Below are 16538 nucleotides of genomic sequence, written 5' to 3' on the forward strand. Positions count from 1 at the left end.
GATCCCGGATAACCGCTTCGCGGTTTCCGGGATGACGCCCTCTTCCAGACCGCCGCCAGCCTTGGCCCCCGCCGATGGGGGCATCACTGTGGGAGCGTGCTTGCACGCGAATGCCCCTGCCCGCGCCCGACTCTGGCAGGGGCTTCGCCGGCAAGCCGGCTCCCACAAGGCATTCCTACAAGGCCTCAGTCGCGCTGGTAGGTGCCCACCAGGCGGTTCATGCCGATCACGTGGGGCTCGGCATGCTCCAGGAACTGCCACAGGGTCAACCCGGGCGGGAGCTGCAGGTCGGCGTCCAGCGCCAGCAACCAGAAGAAGTAGTGGTGCTTTCCATGGCCCTCGGGCGGCATCGGCCCGCCGTAGCCGGTGCGGCCGAAGTCCGTCTGGCCGGTCGCGCCCAGATCGGTCGCCTCGGGGAGGCCATCCAGATCCGGCGGCAGGTTGTACAGCACCCAGTGCACGAAGCCGTAGGTGCCCGGCTGGATCAACGGCGCATCCGGGTCATGGCAGATCACCGCCAGGGACCCGGCGCCCTGCGGCACGTCCCGCCACCGCAATGCCGGGGAGGTGTCCTCACCCTCGCCGCTGTGGCGTTTGGGGATCGGCTGGCCAGGGCCAAAGGCGGAACTCGACAGCTGCATCTCGGACAGTGCAAAACCCATGACGTACTCCTTTGCATTACCTACCCGCACGGTAACGCCGCCGACCGCCGGTCTCCAAGCCAGCACGTGAAGGCCGGCGCTTGCAGACCGCGGACGGCACACGGATGATCCGCGCATGCGCAAGCTACTGAAGAAATGGCTGGGCCGGCGGGATCCGCTGGCGTCCGCCGCCCAGGCGGTTGACCATGGCCGCACGGGCATCGAGACCGTCCTGGGGCTGCCGCACCGACTGTCGGTGCCGCTGCTGCGCCGCCACTTCGGCGACGACGCCGAGCCTTCCGACGCCGCCTTCCGCGAGACCGGTCGCGACGGTTACTGGAAGCTGCCGCCACCCGCCCCCGAGTTCGAAGTGCACTTGTACGGCGACCCGGACGGCCGCCTGACGCTGGGCACCATCCGCGGGCACGGCCCGTACGCCGGCCTCGTAGTCTTCAGCGAATGGTCGCCGGATCACCCCGCCGCCGTCTGGCAGCTGCGGGTGGAAGAACCCGCCGGCGAGTCCGCCCAGGCCCTGCACGACCACCTGCTCGACCCGGACCGCGTATGACCCGCCACTGGAAAAAGCGCACCACACCCCCAACGTTGGGTTAAGCAGGCTCGTCGCGGGCGGCGGCGCTCGCAGCGAAGGCTGTGACGCAAGAAGGCGGGCCCTCCGCAAACACTCCACCCAGGCACACCGACCACCATGACGCGAAAGCCCCAGTCCATCTCCCTGGTCCTCGGCAGCGGCGGCGCCCGCGGTCTGGCACAGATCGGCGTGATCCGCTGGCTGGAGGAACACTCCGACTACCACATCCGCTCCATTGCCGGTGCCTCCATGGGCGCGGTCGTCGGCGGCATCTACGCCGCCGGCCAGCTGGATGCCTACGAGGACTGGGTAAAGTCCCTGCGCCGTCAGGACGTCTGGCGACTGCTGGACTTCTCCTTCCGCGGTGCCGGGCTGATCCGTGGTGACCGCCTGATCGAGAAGCTGCGCGACATGCTCGGCGACATGGACATCGAGGATCTGCCGATCTCGTTCACCGCCGTGGCCACGGACATCGAGCGCGAGCGCGAGGTCTGGCTGAACTCCGGCTCGCTGTTCGACGCCATCCGCGCCTCCATCGCCATCCCCACCGTGTTCACCCCGGTGCGCCTCAAGGGCCGGCTGCTGGTGGACGGCGGCCTGCTGAACCCGGTCCCGATCGCCCCGACCCTGACCGACGACACCGACATCACCCTGGCCGTCAGCCTGAACGGCCGCGTCGGCGAAGAGCTGATCCGTCCCGAGCGCCCCAAGGCGCCCGACCCGGACCGGGAAGAACCCGACAGCGGGTTCCTCAACCACCGCCTGACAGATGCCCTGCCGGATCGCGTCGGCAGCTGGCTGCTGGACTGGCAGGACAAGCTGGGCCTGGGCGAGACCGACCCCGGCCTGAGCCGTGAGCAGGAAGCCCACGCGCTGGGCATGATCGACATCGTCTCCCACTCCATCGAGGCCATGCAGGGCACGATCGCGCGCTTTCGCATCGCCGCCTACAACCCCGAGCACCTGATCGAAGTCCCGGTCAACGCCTGCGGCATATTCGACTTCCACCGCGCCGCCGAGATGATCGACCTCGGCTACGAACTCGCCGACCGCAAACTAGGGAGACGCTGATCCATCCTCACGTCCGCGCCAGCCACACACCCCGTCATCCCGGCCGTAGCGCAGCGAAGAGCCGGGATCTCCAACGCCAGCCCACGCCCCTACGCCCGAGATCCCGGATAACCGCTTCGCGGTTTCCGGGATGACAGCCCCTTCCGGACCGCCAGAAGCCTTAGTTGCCCCCCGGTGGGAACATCACTGTAGGAGCGTGCTTGCACGCGAATGCCCCTGCCAGAGTCGGACGCGGGCAGGGGCTTCGCGTGCAAGCACGCTCCTACAGAACCCCAGCCCATATCCTCCCGGCCATCGCCCCCACCAGGTCATCCCGGCCGCCGCGCCACACCCCGTCATCCCGGCCGCAGCGCAGCGGAGAGCCGGGATCTCCAACGCCAGCCCACGCCCCAACGCCCGAGATCCCGGATAACCGCTTTGCGGTTTCCGGGATGACAGCTTCTTCCGGGCCGCCAGAAGCCTTAGTTGCCCCCCGGTGGGACCATCACTGTGGGAGCGTGCTTGCACGCGAAGCCCCTGCCAAAGTCGGATGCAGGCACGCGCCGACAGCACCCCGAACTGTAGGAGGCCTCGGATCAATGCTTGAAGTGCACGAACAGCCGCCCGTGGTTCTTCGAATCCTTCTCCAGGCGGTGATAGCGCGCCTTGACCTCCGGCTGCTGCAGAAAGCGCATCACGCGCTTCTTCAGCTGCCCGCTGCCCTTGCCGTGGATGATCTCCACCGTCTTGATGCGCTTGTCGCAGGCCGCCTCGATCGCGCCGTTCAACTCGGCGTCGATCCGGCGGCCATTGCGAAAGCACTCGTGCAGATCGATCGACAACCGCGACATCGCGAACCCCGCGAGTAGAGGCTCAGTTCACCGTCACCACGATACAGCGCGCCAGCTGCTGCACCTTGTGCGAGACACTCCCGGAGAGCAGCCCCTGCAGACCCCCAAGGCCGCGCGAGCCCATCACCACCATGTCCACGTCGTGATACTCCGCCTGTTGCAGGATCACCTTGGCCGGAGAGCCGTCTTCCACATGGTGCTCGATGTCGGTCACGCCCAGATCGGTGAAGTATCCGTGGGCCTGTTCGATCAGCTTCTTCGCGATATCCCGCAGCACCTTCGGCGGCACCGCGGCGCCCACGGCCGCACCGCCCGCTGCCAGCGGCGGATCGTTCGGGTCCGGCAGGTCCGAGAGCTGGCGGATATGCGGCGGCACCTCGCCCTGCAGCAGCACGCTGACCAGCACCACCCGGGCGTGATACTTGGACGCCAGATCCGCGGCCACTTCCACCGCCCGCCAGGCGTTGGCGGAACCATCCACCGGCACCAACATGGTCTTCAGTTCCATACCGCGCTCCTTGTTCCTCACCCCGTGGGACCCAGCCGCCTCCGCGGCCGTTCAGTCGCCGCCCAGACTGCCAGAGTTGCCCCCCGCGCGCAGCACTTTTCAGCACCCTATACTGGGCAGAAAATCGGCACAGGAACCGCGATGACCCGCCTGTTCGAAAAGACCTATCTCAAGCCCGGCGCCGCCCCCGGCCACGGCGCCCACGCCACCGAACACCCGCACGCCGCCGACGCCACCGTCTCCGCCTGGCACTACCATCGCGAACAGCTCGTCGAACTCGACCCGCAGCGCACCCTGCGCGAAGGCGTGCCGACCCTCGACGGCGGATTCGTCTGGCTGCACCTGCAGGGGGCCCCCAGTCCGCGCCAATTGCACGACCTGGGCGAGGCCTTCGACCTGCACCCGCTGGCGCTGGAAGACGTGCGCCACCAGGGCCAGCGCCCCAAGGTGGACTTCTTCGACACACAAATGGTCGCCATCCTGCGTCAGCCGCGCCATCACAACGGCAACATCGAACTCGACCAGCTCAACCTGTTCGTGGTGGGCACCCACCTCGTCATCAGCGTCCATAGCGGCGCGGCCGATCCCTTCGGGCCGGTCCGCGAACGGATGCGCAACGCCAACCGCAACTTCAACCGGCTAGGCGCCGCGTACCTCGCCTACGCCCTGATGGACAGCGTGATCGACCAGGCCTTCCCGGTGCTGGAACACATCAGCGAACGCCTGGAGACACTGGAAGAGACCGTCCTCGACCAGCCCGACCGCCACACCCTCAACGAGATCCATATCCTGCGCCGCGAGCTCCTCGTCCTGCGTCGCCAGCTCTGGCCCACGCGTGACGTGATCGCCCGCCTCATGCGCGACGACCTCGAACCCTTTACCCCGGAGCTGTTCCCGTACCTGCGCGACGCCTACGACCACACCATCCAGATCATGGATCTGCTGGAGTCCTACCGCGAGATGGCGGCCACCCTGATCGAGGCCTACATGTCCGCCATCAACCAGCGCTCCAACGACGTCATGCGCGTGCTCACCATCATCGCCACCATCTTCATCCCGCTCACCTTCATCGTCGGCATCTACGGCATGAACTTCGAGCACCCCGACAGCCCCTGGTCCATGCCCGAGCTCACCACCTACTACGGCTACCCCATCCTGCTCGGCATCATGCTCGCCGTCGTCGCCGTCATGCTCTACCTCTTCCGCCGCCGCGGCTGGCTGTAACCAGCCATCTCCCCCTCACTGCAGGCTCCTGCATATAAAACCCGCGATGATCCCGCCCGCTGCGCCCCACCTCGTCATCCCGGCCGCAGCGCCACGACGAGCCGGGATCTCCACCGCCAAGACCCTCCCCGACGCCCGAGATCCCGGATTACCGCTTCGCGGTTTCCGGGATGACGACACTGGGACAAAGAGCAGCTTCCGGAGCAACAAAGCCAACGACCGACCGGGAACAACGGCAGGGTCGGACCGCGATAACGGGTTTGAGGCCTCGCCCGGCCGGGCTATAGGGAGGAAGCACCGGGGCGATGGGAGACAATCAAAAAAGCCGGGCGGGGAGCCCGGCTTGTTGAGGGGACTGGGGCTTGTTACCAGTCAGGGGCCCCTTCGTCATCGTCATCGTCGTCGTCTTCTTCGTCGTGGTCACCCATGGAGCCGCCGGCCGCACCACCTTCGGCACCACCGCCGCCCATGGTGCCGCCGCCACCGGCGCCACCAGCACCCCCTTCCGGAGCACCCGCGCCGCCACCGGCAGCGCCTTCGGGAGCGCCAGCGCCTCCTTCAGCACCGGCACCGGCCTCCGGGGCACCGGTATCTGCGCCGGCGTCGCCGCCCGCCTGGGCGTGCGCCGCGCCAAGGCCGCCCAGCGCAAACATGGACCCCAGCACCATCGCGATCGCAGTTTTCTGGAAAGTCGACATCATGGTTCTCTCCTTCAAGTTGGAATCGAGTCACAGCCAACCGAATCGGGCCAGTCAGGCTTTCAATTGACTGCGCCAGAGAAGGAGCAAGGGGGATGCCAAACATGACCCCTGCTGACGAAGATCTCATCATCGAAACAAAGTGTGATCGATTCCGCTGGCTCACACCGCAACACTCCACTCCGGAATGATGCAAAACGACACATGGGTTATCGCGACCGGGTCAGAACGCCACACCGCCCACGCGGAAAACAAGATCATGCACCCGCCAGGGCGAACCGCGCGCCCGAGCTTCGTGCCAGAACCAGAATGCATTCACAGGAAGACACGCAGACCGGAAGGTTCAGGCTTGGCGAGTGCCCAGGGCACCGGACGCCACGGTGCTTCGCGCCTCACGATGACGGGACAGATGCCCCACATTTGGCAGGCACCAACGCCAAACCCGAAACCCCGGCCGCGGCGCCCCACCCCGTCATCCCGGCCGCAGCGCAGCGAAGAGCCGGGATCTCCCACGCCAACCACCCACCCGCATCATCCAAACCCCACCAGCCCCGTCATCGCGAGGCCGCAATGCGGCCGCGGCGCCCTTCCAACCGAAGCCACAGACGACAACACCGCCACGGATCGGTAAGGTAGCCCCCAAACGAAAACGGACCTTCGTCACATGGAAGTCACCCCGGGCAACCCGGCCCACGCCGCGTTCTTTGATCATGAAACCGCAACGCCCCTGGCCGCCCCCGAGCAGGTCGAGGCGTTCATCGACCGCTGGCGTGACACCGGCGGCTCCGAGCGCGCCAACTATCAGCTCTTCCTCACCGAGCTGTGCAAGCTGCTGGAGCTGCCCCACCCCGACCCGGCCAGCGACGACACCGCCGACAACGCCTACGTGTTCGAACGCCGCGTCACCATCCGCAACCCGGATGGCAGCGAGAACCGCGGCTACATCGACCTCTACCGCCGCGGCTGCTTCGTGCTCGAGGCCAAGCAGACCGGCAAGGGCCTGCACACCCAGGGCTGGGACAAGGCCATGCTCGCCGCGCAGAACCAGGCCGACCAGTACGTGCGCGCCCTGCCGGAAGACGAAGGCCGCCCGCCGTTCATCGTCGTCACCGATGTGGGCCGCAGCCTGGAGCTCTACTCCGAGTTCTCCCGCTCCGGCGGCACCTACGTCCCCTACCCGGACCCGAGCCGCCACCGCATCCGCCTGGAAGACCTGCGCGACCCCGAGATCCAGCAGCGCCTGCACCACCTGTGGCTCACGCCGGACCAGCTCGACGCCAGCAAGCATGCCGCCCGCGTCACCCGCGAGGTCAGTGCGCGCCTGGCCGAGCTCGCCAAATCCCTGGAACAGCAGGGCTTTGATGTGGAGCGCGTCGCCCACTTCCTCAAGCGCTGCCTGTTCACCATGTTCAGCGAGGACGTCGAACTCCTGCCCAAGGGCAGCTTCACCGCCCTGCTGGAGCGCCTGCAGCAAAACCCCGAACACTTCCCCGACGCCATGCGCTCCCTATGGGAGACGATGAACACCGGCGGCTACGAAGGCCAGCTGATGCACAAGGTGCAGCGCTTCAACGGCGGCCTGTTCCAGAACATCGACCCCATCCCGCTCAACGCCGACCAGATCGGCCTGCTCATCCAGGCCGGCAAGGCCGACTGGCGCTTCGTCGAACCCGCCATCTTCGGCACCCTGCTGGAACGCGCACTGGACCCGCGCGAACGCCACAAGCTCGGCGCCCACTACACCCCGCGCGCCTACGTGGAACGCCTGGTCATGCCCACGCTCATCGAGCCCCTGCGCGCCGAATGGAACACCGTGCAGGTCGCCGCCGAGGCCTGGCTGCAACAGAACAAGCCCGACAAGGCCCTGGACGAGCTGCACCGCTTCCACCACCGGCTGTGCGAGACGCGCGTGCTCGACCCCGCCTGCGGCTCTGGCAACTTCCTCTACGTCGCGCTGGAACACCTCAAGCGCCTCGAAGGCGAAGTGCTCAACCTCATCCGCGACCTAAGCGCCGGCCAGGCCACCTTCGACACCGAAGGCCTCACCGTCGACCCGCACCAGTTCCTCGGGCTGGAGATCAACCCACGCGCCGCCGCCATCGCCGAAATCGTGCTGTGGATCGGCTACCTGCAATGGCACTACCGCCTGCACGGCCGCCTCAGCCTGCCCGAACCCATCCTGCGCGACTTCCACAACATCGAATGCCGCGACGCGCTGATCGACTTTGATGCCCGCGAACCCATGACCGACGAGCACGGCGAACCGGTCACCATCTGGGACGGCATCAGCTACAAGAAAAGCCCCGTCACCGGCGAACTCATCCCCGACGAAAGCGGCCGCACCCCCGTCTACCACTACAGCAATCCGCGCCGCGCCGAATGGCCCGAAGCCGACTACATCGTCGGCAACCCGCCGTTTATCGGCAAACTCCGAATCCGCGACGCTCTTGGTGACGGATACGTCGATGCATTGCGGCGCACGTTTAAAGGCGATGTTCCTGATTCAGCCGACTTCGTCATGTACTGGTGGCACATCGCCGCCGAGAAGGTCCGCAAGGGCGAGGCCCGGCGCTTCGGCTTCATCACCACCAACAGTGTGCGTCAGACCTTCAACCGCCGCGTACTCGAACCGCACCTGAACGACAGCAAGAAGCCCCTGTCGCTCGCCTTCGCTATCCCCGACCACCCTTGGGTCGACAGCGCTGATGGTGCTGCCGTACGCATCGCAATGACCGTTGGGGCACCCGGTGACCAACTTGGAACCTTGGTCCAGGTTGTGGCTGAGCGAGTCAAAAATGATGAAGCTCGATCCGTAACACTAAGTCACCGGAATGGGAAGCTGTATGCCGATCTAAGTGTCGGAGCAAACGTCGCGAGCGCTATGACACTCCGAGCCAATCGTGGCTTGAGCAGCCCCGGTGTTCAAGTGCACGGCGCCGGCTTCATCGTGAACCCTCAACAAGCATCTGACCTCGGTTTGGGGAGGGTGCCAGGAACCGAAAACGTGATTCGGGAGTTTCGGAACGGCCGGGACTTGACCCAATCGCCGCGCGGCACGATGGCCATTGATCTTTTCGGTCTTGATGTTGAGGACGTAAAACGTCTTTATCCATCCGTTTACCAATGGGTGCATGATCACGTCAAGCCTGAACGTGAGCAAAACAAACGTGCTAGTTATCGTGAGAAATGGTGGCTATTTGGAGAGGCGAGGAGGGAATGGCGAGGGATGGTTGAAGCGCTGCCTCGCTACATCGCTACGGTCCGAACGGCAAAGCATCGTACCTTCGTGTTTCTTGACCACCAAACGTTGCCTGAGAGTGGACTGGTTAATATTGCCATCGACAATGCGCGGAGCTTGGGCGTCCTTTCAAGTCGCATTCATGTTGCTTGGGCGCTAATAACAGGCGGGCGTTTGGGCATGGGAAATGACCCTCGCTACAACAAGACCCGCTGCTTCGAGACCTTCCCCTTCCCGGAACTCGACGGCCAGCAGGCCGCCACCATCGGCGACCTCGCCGAACGCATCGACGCCCACCGCAAGGCGCGCCAAGCCGAACACCCGGACCTCACCCTCACCGGCATGTACAACGTCCTGGAAAAACTGCGCGCCCAAGAGCCGCTGAACGAGAAGGAACGCACCATCCACGAACAGGGCCTCGTCTCCCTGCTGCGCGAACTCCACGACGACCTCGACCGCGCCGTCTTCGACGCCTACGGCTGGAACGACCTCGCCGACAGACTCATCGGCCGCCCCGGCGCCACCACCCCGCTACCGGACAAACCAGCCGACCAGGCCGAAGCCGAAGAAGAACTCCTCACCCGCCTGGTCGCACTCAACGCGGAGCGCGCCGCCGAAGAAGCCCAGGGCCACATCCGCTGGCTACGCCCCGACTACCAGGCCCCCGAAGCCACCCAGACCACCGCCACACTCGAAGCCAAACCCGAGGCCGCCGCCGACACCCCGACCGAACCGACCAAAAAGCCCACCTGGCCCAAATCCATGCCCGACCAGGTCGAAGCCGTCCGCCGCCTCCTCGCCATCGGCCCCCAAACCCCAGACGCCCTGGCCAGCCACTTCAAACGCAAACCCACGAAGTCGATCACCCAGGTCCTCGCCGCCCTCCAAATCCTCGGCCAGGCCGCCACCACCGACAACGACCACTGGCGCCTGACATGACAATCGATCAGCAGCACCAAGGGCTCACCGCTCGGCGATGGTCCCAAACCGCATCGACAGCCGCGCGAGATAACACGCTGCCAAAAACCAACGCGGCGACACATCCACCTGATTTAACGACGGTTTCTGACGCCACGCGCCCGGTTCAATATCCAATTAAACACGCGCGCACGTTCATCCAATATCCGTGCGCGCCATCCAATCACTGTTAGACCTCTTCCCCTTCCTATGACTAACGAACGCGAATTGCTAAGTCGTCACCTTCGAGAACTTCTCGAAGTAGTCGAAAACCCAGAAACCGATCTTTCGCAACTGCGCCCTTGGTTGAGGTATTGGTGGTTGGGACGTCCATCTGGTGATGAAGTCTCCGCTCGTCTCAGCCGAATTGAGAGGCAGTTGGCGTCCCTTGATGCGCGACGCTGCGCCTTCTCAGAAGGCGAAAATGCAAACCGGATGGCATACCTCGTTACAGGGATGGCTGGCCGCCTTAACGAGGAACGAAAGCACATCACCACTTGGCTCGCAGGTGCAAGCCGTCTGACGATAGTTGATCCATATTTCTTCTCTTTCAGTGGGCCAAACAAGGCGTTCAGAACTCAGGCGCAATATGTCGCCTGGCTACTTGAATTCATTCCAAAGCAAACCAAACAGATTGAGGTTTTTCATCTTCCCGGACCGAACAGGCGTATCTACTCCGCAGTCGCGGCACACTGCAAGAAGAAGAACATTGCGCTGAACACTTGGGAAACGACTGAAATCCACGACCGCGTTCTCATCAGAAACGATGAGGAAGCAAAGGCTGTCGGCACCTCGTTTGGCGGCTATGGAAACAAGATCGCATTCGTCCTTGACGTACCAAATGAAGACTTAGGAATGTTCCGCCGTGAACTGCACCGTATCAAGACTGAGGTCTAACCCGCTGCTCCAGAGGGACGCTACACCGGCAAGCCGGCTGCGCGCCCCTGAGCTAGCACGTTATTTTTACTCCAAAAAATGAAACTTCGCCTCGAAAACATCAAGAGCATAGGCCTGCTGGAGTTCTCTGTACCTCCCGCGGGTGTTTGGGTGTTAACCGGGACAAATGGAACAGGCAAATCAACGCTGCTGGCCGCATTGCTCCGAATTAGGAACTCGTACGCTTTTCAACGCTACTATCAGACTAGCCCATTGGCGCACCGGGTTGATTTGTACGAGAACGCGTCGGTGACCTACGAGATAAACAACCGCTCTGTCACATATCGGTACGGTGGACAGCGGTGGCGAGCAACTCCGCGATCTAATGCGATGCTCTTTGATGACTTCCCATATCCGTCAATTGAATATCTTGAAGCCAACTCAGATCGCATTGAGCCGTTCGCAGATGAGATTCGGCACAATCGTTTTCGGGATGCCGGGCAAGGCCTGAAAGATTTCCTTTGCGAAGTTCTGGATGACCGTAAATGGAGTGATTTGAAGTACCTTAACACACGGCGGGGAACCGGCAATCTGGCATATCTGATTCCGTACCGAGCGCATGCTCGGGCGCCTTGGCATTACTATTCAGAGAAGAGCTTCAGCTTAGGTGAGCTCTGCGTACTGAGGCTTGCGCAGAGGCTGTCGAATGTGCGAAACGACAGTTTAATCCTGATCGATGAAGTCGAGATGGCGCTGCACCCACAAGCCCAAATTAGGCTTTTAGAAGCCCTGGGTAGGGTCGCGCGGGAGAAACGCTTGACGGTGGTTTTTTCAACGCACTCTGCATCAATAATAAAGTCGGCTAAGCGTTCCCAGCTGATTCATCTTTCTGAGGCGCGAGGTGGTGAGATTCAGGTTACGCACAAGCCATATCCCGCACAGATCTTGGGTGACGTGGCCTTTGATGACGAGTTGAATGTGGATTTTGTCTTCTTTGTCGAAGACAAACAGGCCAAGATCCTCTTGGAACAGATCGTTCAACGATACCTTAAGGTGGCGAATCTAGATGTTCGCTACCAACCTCTTTTCAAGATCGTTCCTGTGGGCGGTTTTGTGCAGGTCCTTGAATTCCTCAATGCATCCTCTCCAATATTTCCTGCTCATGTACGCCGGCATGCGGTACTGGACGAAGACGTCAAAACTGAGTCCTTGAGCGAAGCCTGTCGCTCAGGCAATCAGCAGATGGTAAATCTGTTCAATCGAGCTCGCAGACATCTCAGCTACTTGCCTTGTACTCCGGAGCTTGGAATCACGTCCATGATTGAAGGTGGGCGAATGCAGGAACACCTCCGTGCAAGTTTCGCTGGGCACGCCGTGAACTTTGGGAGATTGGTTCAAACGCAGGAGTACCTTTCGAGAACGAGTGCAAATCCCAGGGAACAAGCCAAGAAGCGGACCAATTATCTAGTTGAGCAGGTTGAGGACATGACAGGGATGGATACGGTACAAATTAGGCGAAAGTTATATAGTGCGTATGTAGAACAGAGATATGCGACGGCGGTCGCCGATCTCCATCAATTTCTTGGGCCGGTGTTCAATGCACGGTAACGGTGTCTGCGCCCTCATGACGGGGTCGGACCACGGTAACGGACTGACTTTAAAACGATTGTGGAATCTGAAGGGCTGTTCCAGGGCCTTAAACGGCGCATTCCGGCCCATAAATGGGCTCTTGCTCTGAGATTAGATCCCACTCCTGCACCGCAAAGGGGATCGGTAGAGTCGCGGGCCGGTCCGACGGATTGCCGCGGCCTCTTCGAAGCCTCGCAATGACGGTGGGGAATGACGGGGCAGACGTTGCTTTGGCCCTCCGCCTCATATTCGAGTAAGAAATCACGGTTTGATCCGATACTATCCGGAATCCGCGCGACAGTGCGGGGCGCTTGGCCCATGGGAGGGTGGCTCCCCATGCTCGCCCCTTGGAAGGAGTAGTCGATGCAGTTCTCGCAAAAGGTGCAGCGGATCAGCGGGCGGTTGTTGAACGCCATCACGGTCGCTTTCGTGGTCCTGCTGGCGGGCATGATCGTGATTGTGGGCAACAGCCTGTGGCAGAACCAGCGCCTGTTGGACGAGCTGCATCACATCACGGAGGAGCGAGGACAGCGCATCCAGCTGGCGTCCGATCTGCTGGAGGCCGCCTACAATCGCCACCAGACCATGGTGAATCAGGTCATCACCGACGACCCCTTCGAGCGTGATGACCTGATGATGGCGTACCACCGCTGGGGGAACCGGGTCGGCGAGGTGCGCGCGGCCCTCAATGAGCGCGTGACCGAGGATGCGGCGCGGGCCAGACTCGAGGAACAGGATGCCCTGATCCCGGAGATCGTGAGGCTGCAGGACCAGGTGGTGGACCTGGCGGCCCGCGAGGAGATCGAGCCGGCAATGGCGATCCTGAGCGAGCGTCTGTTTGATCTTGATCGGGAGTTCGACAGCTCCATCGAGGCGTTGCGAGCACATGAACGCGCACAGATGGAAGCGGCAGCCGATCGCGCAGGCGAAGTCGGGGCGCACACGCAGCGCTTCATGCTGGTGTTCGGTGGCGGCGGCGTGGTGTTCGCATTGGCCCTGATGCTGCTCACCCGGCGGACCCTGGTGACCATGCACCATGATTTGCGCGAGCAGGCGTCACAGCTCGACGAGGCTGGACGCCAGCTGCAACACGAGGCCACCCACGACCCGCTGACCGGTCTACCCAACCGGCGGGCTTTCTATAAGCGCCTGCAGGACGCAATCGCCTGGTCCCAACGGACTGGCGAAGCGTTCTCCGTGGGCTTCATCGATCTCGACCAGTTCAAGCCGGTGAATGATCGGTTCGGGCACGCGGCGGGCGACGAACTGCTGGGGGTGGTCGCCCGCCGGCTGGAGGAGGCGCTCAGCGAGCCGGCCTGTGTGGCCCGGGTCGGGGGTGACGAGTTTGCGGTGCTACTGTTTGGCGAGGATTCAACCGAAGCCGAGGGGAAGCGACTGCAGGCGGCGGTGTCCCGGCCGGTCCAGCTTGCTGCGGGCGAGGTCACGCTGGCGATGACTCTGGGCTGGGCCTCCGGCCCGGGAGACGGCGATCCAGACGAACTGCTGGGGCGAGCCGACCGCGCGATGTATGGTCTCAAGGCGGGGCGCGGGACGTAGCCGGAGAAAGAGGACACCACCTTTCCGATCCGATCCGGCACCGCGAATGCTACCAACAAGGTCTCGGGCCAGTCCGGCCGATTGCCGCGGCCTCTGCGAGGCCTCGCAATGACGGTGGGCTGGGCTTGCGTGCGCTCAAACGCCACGAACCGTGAGCGGAGGTCTGGTGGCTGCCTAGTTCTTCTTCGACGCTCCACCAGGGTGGTGCAGCAGGCGTTCGCTTCGCCAGACGCGGACAACCCTCACCCGACCGGGATCACGCCGGTACACGATGCGGAACGGTGGATGGACGACCTCTCGCAGGAACGGCTGGTCAAATTCGGGCACTACCCTGTCGATGTCGGGGTGGTCGTTCAGGGCCTGGACTCATAACGGGGTCGGACCACGGTAACCCGCTGTAGGGACGAGACTTTCCTGCTCTCAAGCGCGGTTTCGGGCCCTTAGTCGAGGCATTTCACCGCCGAAATGGGCCCTTCATGCCGCCCTGGGCGCACACACGCGCGATTGGCTCAAGATTGATATGGTTTCCGCCGAGGAACGACCCAGAACAACAACGAGAGAGCTGCACGGATGGCGCTATCAGACCGAGATTACGACCGCGACGGGCCGCCCCGTCGTAGGCGGGGGCGCAAGCCTGCCGCCCCAGAAGAATTAGCGCTGGACCGAAGCACCAAACAACTCCTCATGGTCGTGCTGATCCTGGCGCTCGTCCTCGCACTTGCCTATCTGCTCCACTACCACATGCAGATCCGGGCCGTGAACAACATGCTGGAGCGGCTCGGAGTCGTTCAGACCGAGGCCGCCGAGCAACTCGTCAAACCGGCGCTCGACGGTCTGCGCAGCCAACAGGAACGCCTGCAACAGCAACACCGACATCAAGAGGCGGCCCGTCAGCGTGAAGAGGCGCTCCGTCAGCGCGAAGCCGCACAGGCACGCAGAGAGCGTGAGTTCGAACGCGCATTCATCGCGCAGTACGAGGTGCCGGACGGCTGCGACAGCTGGGACTCCCAAGCCCAGATGGTCGAGTGCACGAACCAGCGCATCCGCGCGCGCCGCGAATTCCGGGCCGAATTCTTCCGGGAGCCCACCCCGGGCCAGATCCTGCTGGAGGACACGCCGCGATGACGCCGAAGACCCTTCCCGATTCTGCAGCCTTCCCGGACCCTGCCCCGGGGCAAGAGGCAAGGTCTGCCCCCGAAGTCCCGTGCGTCTTCGCCTCCATTGCGCAGGCGCGCGTGCTGTTGGCGTTATGCTTTTAGAGGACTCGTCAAGTGATAGAAGCAGTGTCAAGTAAGAACATCGAAGAAGTACTCCCGCTGATTAGAAAATACCAGGAGTTCTACAAGGTTCAGGAAATTGATGACGAGAAGAATCGAGTGTTCTTCTCGCAGTTCAGCGAAAATGGAAATAATGGCTGCATTTTCCTGTTCAGGAGCAAAGCCGGAGACGCCGTGGCTTTTGCTACTGTATATTTCACGTATGTATCCAGTATTCCCGCTCGGGTCGGCGTTATGAGCGACCTTTATACATTGCCAGCCCATAGAGGAAACGGGATAGGTAAGCGGCTGATCAATCATTGCTTGGAGTTCGCCCGGGAAAAGGGTGCAGCAAGACTTCAATGGCTTACAGCCCAAGACAATCATCCGGCTCAAAAACTTTACGACTCCCTTAATACAAAAAAGAGCGAATGGTATGTCTACACGTACAGCGCATAGCCAAGCAAAGCAGTTCGGCCCTGCGGACCTGTAACTACGTGCGAGATACCAGGGTCAGGCCTTGCCTCTTTCATTTTAGGCCGGGGCAGGGGAAAAGGCACGCCCCCCAAAGGTACACATTCTGAACATATTTTCCGATGTTTATTTGCTCCACACTTACCCAACAACGATCAGGATCTGAGACAAACCCGCTAACAGAACAGACAATATAAATGCTGTCCAGACCACTGAACCATTGCCGGCCTTCGCCAGACGGTCCCCGAGCAAAAACCAAACGACAAAAAACGAGACAATCTGAATCCAGTTCAGGTGCGCCCAAGAAAAATAGAAGACAGCAGAAAAACCTGAAACGCCGTATAGAATGGTCAGGACCGTTACTAGCAGCGGCATCGATCTTGCGGCCGCCCGCACCTCACCAGTGTTGTTCAACCGCGCGCCTGTGGGCCCCGCGACCCCGACCGAGGCAGCCAAAACGTAACCTAAAACATCGATTGGGAAGAGCACAGTTCATTTCCTTATGACGGCCGAAAGAGCGCGAAGTCTATACGAGCGGGCCTTTAGAAGGGCGGGCAAGGACGGGGTCGGACCACGGTAACTAGGTGTATTAACTGGACTTTCTGAAGATAGATGGCTGTTTCAGGGCCTTAAATGGCGTATTCCGCGCCACAAATGGGCTCTTACTCGGAAATCGGGTCCAGCCGCGGCAGCGCGAAGGGACCGGTAGAGTCTCGGGCCGCTCCGACGGATTGCCGCGGCCTCTGCGAGGCCTCGCAATGACGGCGCTTCGGGCATCAGATCAAAAAGAGGACACCTACGTTTACACGCCCCACCCCGGTCATCCCGGCCGTAGCGAAATGTAGAGCCGGGATCTCCCAGCTCGGGAAACACTCGGACACCGATTCCACCCCCAACCGCGGGGATCCCGGATAACCGCTGCGCGGTTTCCGGGATGACCAGACAGTGTCATCCATGATGGGACGGACGACGGTGATGGAATCCTGGCAT

Annotated in this window: 14 protein-coding genes and 1 pseudogene; 9 read left to right on the forward strand and 6 right to left on the reverse strand. The window is 62.4% G+C overall.

What is annotated here, in order from left to right; translation table 11 throughout:
- Nucleotides 1-185: 185 nt before the first annotated feature.
- Nucleotides 186-662 (reverse strand): YbhB/YbcL family Raf kinase inhibitor-like protein, encoded by a 477-nt coding sequence (locus F792_RS0101005; protein ID WP_018168012.1) that lies wholly within the window; start codon nt 660-662, stop codon nt 186-188.
- 115 nt (nt 663-777) lie between these two features.
- On the opposite strand from F792_RS0101005, the gene F792_RS0101010 reads away from it, so the two are divergent.
- Together F792_RS0101010 and F792_RS0101015 are read left to right on the forward strand one after the other, a co-directional pair.
- Entirely contained in the window at nt 778-1209 is a 432-nt protein-coding gene (locus F792_RS0101010; RefSeq protein WP_018168013.1) for a hypothetical protein, read from the forward strand.
- 138 nt (nt 1210-1347) lie between these two features.
- The gene (locus tag F792_RS0101015; RefSeq protein ID WP_018168014.1) at nt 1348-2301 is read left to right on the forward strand and encodes a patatin-like phospholipase family protein; all 954 of its coding nucleotides are present in this window, start codon (nt 1348-1350) and stop codon (nt 2299-2301) included.
- Between the two features lie 575 nt (nt 2302-2876).
- On the opposite strand, the gene F792_RS0101020 is transcribed toward F792_RS0101015, so the two are convergent.
- Together F792_RS0101020 and F792_RS0101025 are read right to left on the reverse strand one after the other, a co-directional pair.
- Nucleotides 2877-3131, reverse strand: a complete 255-nt coding sequence (locus F792_RS0101020) for a Smr/MutS family protein (protein WP_026305869.1) — start codon at nt 3129-3131, stop codon at nt 2877-2879.
- 22 nt (nt 3132-3153) lie between these two features.
- Nucleotides 3154-3639, reverse strand: a complete 486-nt coding sequence (locus tag F792_RS0101025; RefSeq protein WP_018146349.1) for a universal stress protein — start codon at nt 3637-3639, stop codon at nt 3154-3156.
- 141 nt (nt 3640-3780) lie between these two features.
- Between F792_RS0101025 and corA the strand changes: the two genes are divergently transcribed.
- Nucleotides 3781-4863 (forward strand): magnesium/cobalt transporter CorA, encoded by a 1083-nt coding sequence (corA, locus tag F792_RS0101030; RefSeq protein ID WP_018168016.1) that lies wholly within the window; start codon nt 3781-3783, stop codon nt 4861-4863.
- A gap of 365 nt (nt 4864-5228) precedes the next feature.
- Here the strand turns inward: corA and F792_RS0101035 are convergent, their stop codons facing one another.
- Nucleotides 5229-5564, reverse strand: coding sequence for a hypothetical protein (locus F792_RS0101035; RefSeq protein ID WP_018168017.1), 336 nt, complete (start codon nt 5562-5564; stop codon nt 5229-5231).
- Nucleotides 5565-6225: 661 nt separating this feature from the next.
- Between F792_RS0101035 and F792_RS0101040 the strand changes: the two genes are divergently transcribed.
- The 4 genes from F792_RS0101040 to F792_RS0101055 all read left to right on the forward strand — a co-directional run bounded on the left by F792_RS0101040 (nt 6226) and on the right by F792_RS0101055 (nt 13818).
- Nucleotides 6226-9738: a DNA methyltransferase gene (locus F792_RS0101040; protein WP_018168018.1), complete on the forward strand. Its 3513-nt coding sequence runs from the start codon at nt 6226-6228 to the stop codon at nt 9736-9738.
- A gap of 228 nt (nt 9739-9966) precedes the next feature.
- Nucleotides 9967-10653 carry a hypothetical protein gene (locus F792_RS0101045; RefSeq protein ID WP_156000285.1) on the forward strand — a complete coding sequence of 229 codons (687 nt, stop codon included), beginning with the start codon at nt 9967-9969 and terminating at the stop codon, nt 10651-10653.
- A 78-nt stretch (nt 10654-10731) separates the two neighbouring features.
- Nucleotides 10732-12240 (forward strand): AAA family ATPase, encoded by a 1509-nt coding sequence (locus F792_RS0101050; protein ID WP_026305871.1) that lies wholly within the window; start codon nt 10732-10734, stop codon nt 12238-12240.
- A gap of 384 nt (nt 12241-12624) precedes the next feature.
- Nucleotides 12625-13818, forward strand: a complete 1194-nt coding sequence (locus F792_RS0101055) for a diguanylate cyclase domain-containing protein (protein ID WP_018168021.1) — start codon at nt 12625-12627, stop codon at nt 13816-13818.
- A gap of 174 nt (nt 13819-13992) precedes the next feature.
- On the opposite strand, the pseudogene F792_RS14390 reads toward F792_RS0101055, so the two are convergent.
- Nucleotides 13993-14184: pseudogene (locus F792_RS14390) on the reverse strand (type II toxin-antitoxin system RelE/ParE family toxin); the annotation flags it as partial.
- A 318-nt stretch (nt 14185-14502) separates the two neighbouring features.
- Between F792_RS14390 and F792_RS0101065 the strand changes: the two are divergent.
- Together F792_RS0101065 and F792_RS14395 are read left to right on the forward strand one after the other, a co-directional pair.
- Entirely contained in the window at nt 14503-14943 is a 441-nt protein-coding gene (locus F792_RS0101065; protein ID WP_018168022.1) for a hypothetical protein, read from the forward strand.
- A 146-nt stretch (nt 14944-15089) separates the two neighbouring features.
- Nucleotides 15090-15533 carry an N-acetyltransferase gene (locus F792_RS14395; RefSeq protein WP_077276993.1) on the forward strand — a complete coding sequence of 148 codons (444 nt, stop codon included), beginning with the start codon at nt 15090-15092 and terminating at the stop codon, nt 15531-15533.
- 156 nt (nt 15534-15689) lie between these two features.
- Here F792_RS14395 and F792_RS0101070 read toward each other — a convergent pair whose 3' ends face one another.
- On the reverse strand, nt 15690-16037 hold the full coding sequence (locus tag F792_RS0101070) for a hypothetical protein (RefSeq protein ID WP_018168023.1): 348 nt from the start codon (nt 16035-16037) through the stop codon (nt 15690-15692).
- Nucleotides 16038-16538 lie beyond the last annotated feature (501 nt).

Source organism: Thioalkalivibrio sp. ALMg9, assembly GCF_000380625.1.
Taxonomy (GTDB): Bacteria; Pseudomonadota; Gammaproteobacteria; order Ectothiorhodospirales; family Ectothiorhodospiraceae; genus Thioalkalivibrio; species Thioalkalivibrio versutus.